Source organism: Vibrio sp. V15_P4S5T153, from assembly GCF_963874485.1.
GTDB lineage: Bacteria > Pseudomonadota > Gammaproteobacteria > Enterobacterales > Vibrionaceae > Vibrio > Vibrio anguillarum.
Genome location: NZ_CAWNHR010000019.1, coordinates 63,189 through 74,557, shown reverse-complemented (window position 1 = coordinate 74,557; position 11,369 = coordinate 63,189). Strand labels below are relative to the sequence as shown.

The following is an 11,369-nucleotide window of genomic DNA, read 5'->3' as shown; positions in this document are numbered from 1 at the left end:
TCGTCTCTTAAACTGTATAAACCATCAATCTGTGTGGACACTCATCAGTGTAATCTTCGTATAAGGAGGTGATCCAGCGCCAGGTTCCCCTAGCGCTACCTTGTTACGACTTCACCCCAGTCATGAACCACAAAGTGGTGAGCGTCCTCCCCGAAAGGTTAAACTACCCACTTCTTTTGCAGCCCACTCCCATGGTGTGACGGGCGGTGTGTACAAGGCCCGGGAACGTATTCACCGTAGCATTCTGATCTACGATTACTAGCGATTCCGACTTCATGGAGTCGAGTTGCAGACTCCAATCCGGACTACGACGCACTTTTTGGGATTCGCTCACTATCGCTAGCTTGCTGCCCTCTGTATGCGCCATTGTAGCACGTGTGTAGCCCTACTCGTAAGGGCCATGATGACTTGACGTCGTCCCCACCTTCCTCCGGTTTATCACCGGCAGTCTCCCTGGAGTTCCCACCATTACGTGCTGGCAAACAAGGATAAGGGTTGCGCTCGTTGCGGGACTTAACCCAACATTTCACAACACGAGCTGACGACAGCCATGCAGCACCTGTCTCAGAGTTCCCGAAGGCACACCTGCGTCTCCGCTGGCTTCTCTGGATGTCAAGAGTAGGTAAGGTTCTTCGCGTTGCATCGAATTAAACCACATGCTCCACCGCTTGTGCGGGCCCCCGTCAATTCATTTGAGTTTTAATCTTGCGACCGTACTCCCCAGGCGGTCTACTTAACGCGTTAGCTCCGAAAGCCACGGCTCAAGGCCACAACCTCCAAGTAGACATCGTTTACGGCGTGGACTACCAGGGTATCTAATCCTGTTTGCTCCCCACGCTTTCGCATCTGAGTGTCAGTATCTGTCCAGGGGGCCGCCTTCGCCACCGGTATTCCTTCAGATCTCTACGCATTTCACCGCTACACCTGAAATTCTACCCCCCTCTACAGTACTCTAGTGAACCAGTTTCAAATGCGGTTCCGAGGTTGAGCCCCGGGCTTTCACATCTGACTTAATCCACCACCTGCATGCGCTTTACGCCCAGTAATTCCGATTAACGCTCGCACCCTCCGTATTACCGCGGCTGCTGGCACGGAGTTAGCCGGTGCTTCTTCTGTCGCTAACGTCAAATGATGCTGCTATTAACAACACCACCTTCCTCACGACTGAAAGTACTTTACAACCCGAAGGCCTTCTTCATACACGCGGCATGGCTGCATCAGGCTTGCGCCCATTGTGCAATATTCCCCACTGCTGCCTCCCGTAGGAGTCTGGACCGTGTCTCAGTTCCAGTGTGGCTGATCATCCTCTCAGACCAGCTAGGGATCGTCGCCTTGGTGAGCCATTACCTCACCAACTAGCTAATCCCACCTAGGCATATCCTGACGCGAGAGGCCCGAAGGTCCCCCTCTTTGGCCCGTAGGCATCATGCGGTATTAGCCATCGTTTCCAATGGTTATCCCCCACATCAGGGCAATTTCCTAGGCATTACTCACCCGTCCGCCGCTCGCCACCCAAGGAACAAGTTCCTCTGTGCTGCCGCTCGACTTGCATGTGTTAGGCCTGCCGCCAGCGTTCAATCTGAGCCATGATCAAACTCTTCAATTAAAGTTTTGTTGGTCCTAAGACCGGCTCAATGAATACTGACTTCAAAACTGCTCTTACTCGAAAGTAAAAAAGTAATTTTAAAGCTATTGTNGAGCCATTACCTCACCAACTAGCTAATCCCACCTAGGCATATCCTGACGCGAGAGGCCCGAAGGTCCCCCTCTTTGGCCCGTAGGCATCATGCGGTATTAGCCATCGTTTCCAATGGTTATCCCCCACATCAGGGCAATTTCCTAGGCATTACTCACCCGTCCGCCGCTCGCCACCCAAGGAACAAGTTCCTCTGTGCTGCCGCTCGACTTGCATGTGTTAGGCCTGCCGCCAGCGTTCAATCTGAGCCATGATCAAACTCTTCAATTAAAGTTTTGTTGGTCCTAAGACCGGCTCAATGAATACTGACTTCAAAACTGCTCTTACTCGAAAGTAAAAAAGTAATTTTAAAGCTATTGTTGTTCCAACAGAACAACAATGAATTGACTGTGCCAAAATCAAGTAAACTTGATTCTGATTGGTCACTCAGTTCATTGATAAATCTTTTTTGATTATCATCAACGAGTGCCCACACAGATTGATAGGTTTATATTGTTAAAGAGCGTTCTTCTCTGGCTTGCCGAGGCTTCCTTTGAAGAGGCGGCCATTCTAGCGAGATAATGAAAAGTGTCAAACACTTTTTTACATTATTTCGTCTTACCGATTTGACCTACTGATTGGCTGGCTAATTGGGCTTGAACCCTTACTGGCTGTGCCGTGTCAGTGAGGTCGCATTATAGAGATCGTAGTCACGTTGGCAAGCGTTATTTTGTAAAAATTGCAAAAATAGCGCTTAATCACCAAATTACTGCTCAAAGCCTTATTTATTCAATTTTACTAAGATCAAGTAAACATGTTACCCACAGAGTTATACACATTAGCTGTAATTTTTATCTTTTCAAACGTAGAAAAAGCGCCTTCAGACGCTTTTTCCGTTTCACTCATTTCTTTTTTACACTATATAGAAGATTAAATACCTGCATCATCTCCTTAGCTATTCTCTTCATGAAGACCACACTCTCTTTTTAAGCCGAAGAAACGCGTGTCTTCTTCATTCATTCCCGGTTCCCATTTACGAGTGGTATGAGTGTCACCAACTGAAAGGTAACCTTGCTCCCACAATGGATGATACGGCAGGTGATTTTCTTGCAGATAATAATGTACATCTTTATTTGTCCAATCAATCACAGGTAGGAATTTAAACACACCATTTTGAATCGCTAAAATAGGTAATGTCACCCGCGATTGTGATTGCTCTCGGCGTAGGCCAGAAAACCAAGTACCGATATTTAGTTCATCTAACGCTCTTCGCATCGGTTCTACTTTATTAAGGTGATTATATTGTTCAATGCCAGTAACGCCTTGTTCCCAAAGTTTACCGTAACGCGCCTCCTGCCATGATGGACTTATCGTAGCGCTGAAGATATGCAGATTGAGATTTAGGTGCTCCGTGAGCTGGTCAATAAATTGATATGTTTCAGGAAACAAATAGCCCGTATCCGTCAATACCACTGGTATATCGCTTTTTACGCTAGAAACCAGATGCAGCATCAATGCGGCTTGAATGCCAAAGCTAGAAGAAAGCGCATGGGTTCCTTCTAGATTCTCAATCGCCCACATCACTCGCTGCTGCGCTGTTAACGTTTCGAGATAAGCATTTAATGGGGCAAGGCGTAACGTTTGCTCTACTTTAGTTAGCGCCAATAACTCGGACAATTTAGGAACTACTGGTACTTCAAGCATAGAAATCTCTCTTAGAGATGATCACCTCTTCTATAATGCCGGTGCGAATGGTGAAATCGCCAAAACCCTCATTGGATTGACGCTCTAGCGCCCAGCGGCCGACTAGATGGTCAATTTCTTCTAGGATCTGTTTATCGGTAATGTTTTCTTTATACATTTTAGGCACACGAGTGCCCGCTCTATTGCCGCCAAGATGTAGGTTGTAGCGGCCGGGAGCTTTACCAACTAAACCAATTTCAGCCAACATCGCTCGGCCACATCCGTTCGGACAACCTGTGACACGTAAGATAATGTTTTCTTCTTTAGGTAACGCATGTTTTTGTAGGATCGTCTCTACATCCGTTACAAATTGAGGGAGGAAACGTTCCGCCTCAGCCATAGCTAATGGGCATGTAGGGAAAGAGACACACGCCATCGAATTTTTACGTTGCTCACTCACATTGTCATTGATCAAACCATGCTGACGCGCAATCTGCTCAATCGTGGCTTTTTGTACAGCTGGTACTCCCGCTACGATAAGGTTTTGATTAGCCGTCATACGAAAATCACCTTGGTGGATTTTAGCGATTTGTGCCACGCCACTCTTTAGCGGTTTATCTGGAAAATCGAGTAAACGACCATTTTCGATGAAAAGTGTTAAATGGTGCTTACCATCGATGCCTTCGATCCACCCAATCCGATCACCACGTTCTGTAAGCTCGTAAGGGCGGCTGACCGCAAACTCAATACCAGCACGCTTTTCAACTTCGGCTTTGAACACATCGACGCCCACTCTATCGAGTGTGTATTTAGTTTTTGCATTTTTACGATTAGACCGGTTTCCCCAATCACGCTGAGTCGTAACCACAGCGGCGGCGACTTCTAAGGTTTTATCCAAAGGAATAAATCCGAAATCATCAGCACGACGCGGGTAAGTAGAAGTATCACCGTGCGTCATGGCTAGGCCGCCACCCACCAGCACATTAAAACCAACTAACCGACCTTGTTCGGCAATCGCAACAAAGTTTAAATCGTTGGCATGTACATCCACATCGTTTTGGGGCGGAATAACCACTGTCGTTTTGAACTTACGCGGTAAGTAGTTATTACCTAAAATCGGCTCTTCATCTGTAGTTTCTAGTTTTTCACCATCCAACCAAATTTCGGCATAAGCGCGCGTTTTAGGTAACAGATGCTCCGAAATATTCTTCGCCCATTCGTAAGCTTCCTGATGCAGTTCAGACTCCACAGGATTGGACGTACACAGTACGTTACGGTTCACATCACCCGCTGTGGCAATCGAATCAATACCAATGCTGTTTAACGTTTGATGCATCAATTTAATGTTAGGCTTCAATACCCCGTGAAACTGAAAGGTTTGGCGAGTGGTTAAACGAATGCTGCCATATAGGCTGTGCTCAGTTGCAAATTTATCTATCGCTAGCCATTGTTTCGGTGTGATGATCCCGCCAGGCATGCGCGCACGTAACATCACATTGTGCAGAGGTTCTAACTTTTGTTTTGCACGTTCGTTACGAATATCGCGATCGTCTTGTTGATACATGCCATGAAAGCGAATCAACTGAAAGTTGTCAGCACTAAAGCCACCTGTGATGTGATCTTGCAGATCTTGCTCGATCGTCCCACGTAAAAAGTGACTTTCACGTTTCAAGCGCTCGTTATCTGACAATGGGCCTAGCTCTTGTCCTAATACTTCTCGATGATTAGATTGTTGTTTGGTGCTCATTAGTAAACATCCCTTTGATAACGTTTTGCTTTGCGCAGATCGTTGATATATGTCTCTGCCTGTTCACGTGATAACCCACCTTGCTGCTGTGCAATAACAATTAGTGCATCATGCACATCTTTCGCCATGTGCGTTGCATCACCACAGACATAAAGATACGCACCGTTTTGAATCCATTGCCAGACCAGTTCGGATTGTTCAAGTAATCGATGCTGAACGTAGACTTTCTCATGCTGATCACGGCTAAACGCCACATCTAGACGACTCAGCACACCGGATTTCAGATATTTTTGCCACTCAACTTGATAGAGAAAATCTTGAGTAAATGTACGATCACCAAAAAACAGCCAGTTTTTTCCTTTTGCTTCACGGTTATCACGCTCTTGAATAAAGCTACGAAATGGCGCAATTCCGGTGCCAGGACCAATCATGATAATAGGCACGTTATCATCTTGCGGTAGTTTGAAATTATTATTGTGTTCAATGAAAACCTTTACCTTGTCGCCCTCTTCTAAGCGCTGGCCAAGGTAACTGGACGCTCCCCCAAAACGGTGCTCATCTTGGTGTGTATACTGAACAATGCTGACGGTAAGATGCACTTCATTTTCAACTTCGCTTTGACTTGATGCGATAGAATAAAGACGCGGCGTTAAACGACGTAATAAAGAGAGTAGCGCTTGGGCCGTCAGTTTAGTTTGTTTCTCTCGCAGTACATCAATCACTTGATGATGGCTCGCGTACAATCTGAGCTTCTCTTTATCCTGCACCAGCTCAAGCAGTTTCGTACAACCAGATAACTCAGCAAACTTGGTCACCATCTGAGGATTTGCAGCCGTAATTTCATATTTATGCATTAAAGCACTATGGATGGATAAACTTTCGCCATCGACGTCAACACTTTCGACACCCGATAGCCCAGTCGCAGATAACACGGCATTGACTAACTCTGTATCGTTTTCATACCATACTCCAAGCGCATCCCCAGACTGATACGTTATACCTGACTCACCCAAGTCAATTTCAATGTGGCGCACCTCTTTTCCTGAATCTCGCCCAGTAATTTTTTGACTCGTCAGTAAAGTCGCACTGTAAGGATTTTGCTTACTGTATTGAGATAGATGACTCGTGGTTTGACTCACGGGTAATTGCACAACTTGCGCAGGCGTACTTGCAAAAGCTTCTTTTACCACTGCTAATGCTTTGCCTTTCCACTCGGCGGCTTGATGTTCGTAATCAACGTCGCAATCCACTCGCTCAATAAAACGTTTGGCACCAAGCTGCTCTAAAAATGCATCAAAATCTTTACCCGTTTGGCAGAAAAATTCATAACTGGAGTCACCTAAGCCAATCACACCATATTGCAAGTGAGGTAATTTCGGCGCTTTCTTGGATTGTAAAAATTCATGCAGCGCTAATGCATTGTCAGGGGCTTCGCCCTCGCCATTGGTCGATGCAACAAAAATAACATGCGTTTCTTTCGCAAGATCTTTGCCTTTGTAATCACTCGCATCGAATAATTGAACCGCGATACCGGCAGCCTGAGCTTCTCTTTCCAATCCTTCAGCAAGGCCTTTTGCATTGCCTGTTTGAGAAGCGAAAATAATGGTTAATTGAGTCGCAGGCTCCGTTGATACTAAAGTGGCTGCTTGTGAGCTGGAAGTAGAAATGCTTGATGCTTGAGACTGACTGAGGCCCCAAAAATATCCGCTAACCCAAGCAAGCTGCTGCGGGGAAAGTTCTGAAATAGTACGCTGCAATCCGTTCAGTTGCGCGTCATTGAGTGGGCTAGCTAAACTGGCTAGCTCTTGGGGTATGGTATTTCCTGAAGACATGGTCACGACTTCCCTATTCATTGCGTGACAATAGATTAACCACTCTCTTTAATAACAAGAAAGAATAGATAAGTATGTTTTATAACTTTTTGGAAGTAGGCATTACGCTTAATTCTCTCATTTAGACTCGACTCGAACTTGCTTAAAACCCACCTCCATAGCCGATTTAGAGGCAAGATCCAGATCGGTATACTGGCATTCGTCACCCTGAGAATCGGTTAATAGCACGAACCCACCACGGCAATGCCGAAACTCGACTATCCAATGCCCTTCTTGGAAAGAAGGTTCAATAATGGCTTCGATAAGCTTGTTCTCACGATACAAGTCCCTTAACTCGGTAATCGTCATCACCACACCATTTTCACATTATTCACTCGTGAATTAAGCATGGTACATTTTGCTTATTCTGCTAAGAAATTGCGCAATAATATAATTGTCAGTTGTAAAAATCCGCCTTCTTAGAAGGCGGCTTTGGTTTATAGCCCCCTATAAGGGGGCATCCCTGCNTACGTAACGCCTGATGATTTCTTCATTCACACCAACTGTGTCAACAAAGTATCCCCTTGCCCAAAAATGATTACCCCACAGTTTCTTTCTTATATGTGGGAACTTGTTAAACAAGCGGATTGCTGAACGCCCTTTCAATACTCCCATCAACGTTGATATCGAAACTTTTGGTGGAACTATCACAACCAAGTGAACGTGATCCGGCTGAACATTTAATTCCAAAACTTCACAATCTTTCATATTGCACAAAATATAGATTGAGCGATAAAGCTCCTTACCTACATTCCCTTTCAAGATCTTAAATCTGTATTTCGGAGTCCAAACTATATGGTATTTGCAACGCCAATATACATGTGATGAACTTCTATAATCGCCCATGTTTTTAGTTTCCTCTTACTTGTGGTGAATAAGTGGTTTACTTCTAGCATGGGCACTCCTTCGGGCAATAGCCCCAAGGTTCAATCACCACCGCCCAAGGCGGTGGTTTAGGGATGACAATAAAAAACGCCACCTTGTAGAGGTAGCGTTTTATGGAAAATGCATTTAGCGCGTAAGTATCGAATCGATACTTAAAATTGAAATTCAGCCCCCAAGAACCAACCATCAACAAAGACAAATGAGTTTTTCGTTTTTGGGTCAAGTTCGGTGAATTCAAGATCAATCACACGATAGCCGCCACGCAATGCGACATTGCCAGCACGAATAGGTATGGAATACTGCAAACCCGCTAGTACATCTGCGCTTTTAATTCCGCCACTATCACCAAAATCAAACTGCCCAATCACATCAACTTGGGTATTGGGAATTTTAATTGTGGCATAGGCATACCAGTTAAAAGTCGTCTTATCAAAACTGTACTTCAAGCTATCTGGTGCTTGATACTGAGAACCACTATATTGAGTGAATGTAACACCCGCATCGAACGACATTAACTGTCGCTCTAACAGATTGTAATACAAGGTATAGTCGTACTTATCAAAGGATGCATAATCCGCCTCAAGCGTTGTATAACGAATACTCGCATTGGGCAAATAAGGTAGCTGATGCTCAAAAGCAACGTGGATTGAAGGTGTCTTCACATCATCACGACGAGTATTGTCGATTTTAGTGCTGCCCCACCACATGTCAGCGCCAACTTCTCCACGATAAAATGATTCTGCTTGAACCGATGCGGTTGACATCATCATTGCCACACTGACCAACGCTAACCAAATTGGTTTATTCATCCCTATTGCTCCCTATTTATTCGCTACTAATGCATGTTCTTAATTGAACGCGATAGTAGCATATTCCTGAAGTGAGTTAACGTTTCGTTGACTGCCACATTAGCGAGGGGTGTACACCACATGACGGAAGAACCAGACCCCCAAAACAATCACAATGATCCAAGGTAGTAGCTTAAACATCACTCCAATCATGCCTAGTAATGCCAATACGATAAAGCCCATAACCGTCGCAATAAACACAGTCGCCAAAGTGATGCCTGTCGCCAATAAAGTTGCAATAAAAACCAATAAGAAAATAAGTTCAAACATGATGTTTTCCTCCGTTTCTCTTACCACTAGCAGATATCGAGCCAACTTGTCATTACCACCTCTGATTTCAAGTCAAGACTAAAAAAATCACAGTTTCTTGGCCAATCAAGCACTTGAAAAGCAATATTTATTTCAATAAAAAAAGCCAAATAACACCGAGTCATTTAGCCTTTCTATTATTGGTAAAAATCACCACTTAAGTTGGTAATTTTTACACATTCAACTCTTTCGGAATTTTTGCTAATGCCGCTTGCACGACTTCAATTCCCGCACCGGGCTTATGCGCATTCTCACTGATATAACGTCGCCATTGACGAGCACCTGGCATATTTTGGAACATACCTAACATATGGCGGGTTATATGGCCAAGGTAAGACCCCTGAGCTAATTGACGTTCAATATAAGGAAACATCTCTTCAATAATTTGAGAACGTTTTTTAATCGGCGTATCCATACCAAAAATGGTCTGATCCACTTCCGCCAACAAATAAGGGCTTTGATAAGCTTCCCGTCCAATCATTACGCCATCAAGATGCTGTAAATGCTCACTGACTTCAGCTAAGGTTTTGACACCGCCATTCACAGCAATGACTAAATGTGGGAAATCTTTTTTCAGCTGATATGCCCGTGAGTAATCTAACGGCGGTATTTCACGGTTCTCTTTTGGGCTCAAACCACTAAGCCACGCCTTACGCGCATGAATAGTAAACTGTTCACAGCCCCCTTTCTCTGATACCAATGAAATAAAATCAGTCAAAAATTCATAAGAATCCATGTCATCAATACCAATGCGCGTCTTCACGGTTACCGGAATATCAACTACTGATTTCATCGCTGCAACGCAATCCGCCACCAGTTGCGGCTCAGCCATTAAACAAGCACCAAAACGACCATTCTGGACGCGATCAGACGGACAACCCACATTGAGGTTAACTTCATCATACCCATACTGCTGGGCGAGTTTGGCACAATGAGCGAGATCTTGTGGATTTGAACCACCCAATTGTAACGCTACTGGGTGTTCCTCCTCGTTGTAAGCCAAGAAGTCCCCTTTACCATGAATGATCGCGCCTGTCGTGACCATCTCGGTGTACAGTAACGTTTGCGAGGACAGCAAGCGATGAAAATATCGGCAGTGGCGATCTGTCCAATCGAGCATGGGTGCTACTGATAGCCTACAAGGGTGAGTCATGATTTAGATATCCCAATTCAGTCAGTTTCAATGGCTAAACTTACAGCCAAAAACAAAGTTTGGCATTGTAATCGCTTCGAGTTTATAGCGCCAACAGTTCTTCTTCTGTATCGTTTTGCATCGATATAAGGTAATTTAAGCACTATTTTCGTTGCAAACAACGATCACATCGCTAACTAACTCCAGAAAATGTTGTAGGCTACAAGGCTATTAATCTGGAAATAGTATATTATTATTAAAGTCCAATGGTTATGGTGATGAATTTGGACCACAAGCTAACGAAACAAATAGAAGAACTATGCGCAGCGAGAGGAGTACGACTAACTTCTCAACGAAAGAGAGTGTTTGAACTGATTTGTTCAAGCAAAAAAGCATCCAGTGCTTATGAATTGCTTGAAGATTTAAAGCAAAGCGAGCCCCAAGCGAAACCACCAACGGTGTATCGTGCTCTGGACTTTTTGTTAGAACAAGGCTTTATTCATAGAGTGGAGTCAACAAATAGCTTTATTTCATGTTGCTCTTGTAATGCTAATAAGCATTTCTCACACCTATTAATTTGTGACAAATGTGGCAATGTTATTGAACTTCAAGATGATAGTCTGATAGCCTTGCTAGCAAGCAACGCTGAGAAACACGGTTTTAACATCGTTAATCACGTTATTGAATCTCATGGTGTTTGCCAAACGTGTTCCTCAAGTCTGAAAGTATAAAAACAGTAGAAGAAGGTTATGCGCGCTGAATTTGTAAACCCGTTTTTAGCTTCTTTAATGAACGTGTTAAAAACGATGGCTTCATTAGAGTTGAAGCCACAGAAACCTCGTGTAAAGAAAGATGAGATTGCCCGTGGTGATGTCTCTGGCTTGATTGGTATGGTTGGTAGTCAAAGCCGCGGTTCCATGTCTATTACTTTTGATGAAAGTCTAGCATTGGAAATCATGCAAAATATGTTAGGTGAACGCCCCAACGGTCTCAATGAAGAAGTGACAGATATGGTCGGCGAAATCACCAACATGGTGACAGGCGGAGCTAAACGCATTCTTGCCGAGAGTGGTTTTGACTTTGATATGGCAACTCCGGTTGTTGTCTCAGGAAAAGGCCACACGATTCGTCATAAATGCGAAGGTGCAATTATTATCATGCCGTTTACCTCTCAGTGGGGTAACGCTTTTATCGAAATCTGTTTCGAGTAAGCTCTTTC

10 protein-coding genes and 1 rRNA gene are annotated in these 11,369 nt (G+C 44.4%); 2 read left to right on the top strand and 9 right to left on the bottom strand.

Features of this window, described 5'->3' with window-relative positions; genetic code table 11:
* Positions 1-61: 61 nt before the first annotated feature.
* The 9 genes from AACT42_RS18950 to dusA form a co-directional block, all read right to left on the bottom strand.
* Positions 62-1,606 (bottom strand): 16S ribosomal RNA (locus tag AACT42_RS18950).
* Positions 1,607-2,626: 1,020 nt separating this feature from the next.
* Positions 2,627-3,379: a phosphoadenylyl-sulfate reductase gene (locus tag AACT42_RS18945; protein WP_094167981.1), complete on the bottom strand. Its 753-nt coding sequence runs from the start codon at positions 3,377-3,379 to the stop codon at positions 2,627-2,629.
* Positions 3,372-5,105, bottom strand: a complete 1,734-nt coding sequence (gene cysI / locus AACT42_RS18940; protein ID WP_094167980.1) for an assimilatory sulfite reductase (NADPH) hemoprotein subunit — start codon at positions 5,103-5,105, stop codon at positions 3,372-3,374. Before cysI ends, AACT42_RS18945 begins: the two co-directional genes overlap by 8 nt.
* Positions 5,105-6,958 (bottom strand): assimilatory sulfite reductase (NADPH) flavoprotein subunit, encoded by a 1,854-nt coding sequence (locus tag AACT42_RS18935; protein WP_094134223.1) that lies wholly within the window; start codon positions 6,956-6,958, stop codon positions 5,105-5,107. Before AACT42_RS18935 ends, cysI begins: the two co-directional genes overlap by 1 nt.
* 96 nt (positions 6,959-7,054) lie before the next feature.
* Positions 7,055-7,285: a hypothetical protein gene (locus AACT42_RS18930; RefSeq protein ID WP_038149123.1), complete on the bottom strand. Its 231-nt coding sequence runs from the start codon at positions 7,283-7,285 to the stop codon at positions 7,055-7,057.
* A gap of 138 nt (positions 7,286-7,423) precedes the next feature.
* Positions 7,424-7,822 carry an IS200/IS605 family transposase gene (tnpA, locus tag AACT42_RS18925; RefSeq protein ID WP_094183056.1) on the bottom strand — a complete coding sequence of 133 codons (399 nt, stop codon included), beginning with the start codon at positions 7,820-7,822 and terminating at the stop codon, positions 7,424-7,426.
* A gap of 191 nt (positions 7,823-8,013) precedes the next feature.
* Complete coding sequence (locus tag AACT42_RS18920) at positions 8,014-8,670, bottom strand: TIGR04219 family outer membrane beta-barrel protein (RefSeq protein WP_019282801.1); 657 nt, start codon at positions 8,668-8,670, stop codon at positions 8,014-8,016.
* A 99-nt stretch (positions 8,671-8,769) separates the two neighbouring features.
* Positions 8,770-8,979 carry an envelope stress response protein PspG gene (pspG, locus tag AACT42_RS18915; protein WP_026027454.1) on the bottom strand — a complete coding sequence of 70 codons (210 nt, stop codon included), beginning with the start codon at positions 8,977-8,979 and terminating at the stop codon, positions 8,770-8,772.
* Between the two features lie 211 nt (positions 8,980-9,190).
* On the bottom strand, positions 9,191-10,171 hold the full coding sequence (gene dusA / locus AACT42_RS18910) for a tRNA dihydrouridine(20/20a) synthase DusA (RefSeq protein WP_094133447.1): 981 nt from the start codon (positions 10,169-10,171) through the stop codon (positions 9,191-9,193).
* A 251-nt stretch (positions 10,172-10,422) separates the two neighbouring features.
* Between dusA and zur the strand changes: the two genes are divergently transcribed.
* On the top strand, positions 10,423-10,881 hold the full coding sequence (gene zur, locus AACT42_RS18905) for a zinc uptake transcriptional repressor Zur (RefSeq protein WP_017043301.1): 459 nt from the start codon (positions 10,423-10,425) through the stop codon (positions 10,879-10,881).
* 18 nt (positions 10,882-10,899) lie between these two features.
* Positions 10,900-11,361, top strand: coding sequence for a chemotaxis protein CheX (locus tag AACT42_RS18900; RefSeq protein ID WP_017043302.1), 462 nt, complete (start codon positions 10,900-10,902; stop codon positions 11,359-11,361).
* The last annotated feature ends 8 nt before the right edge of the window (positions 11,362-11,369 follow it).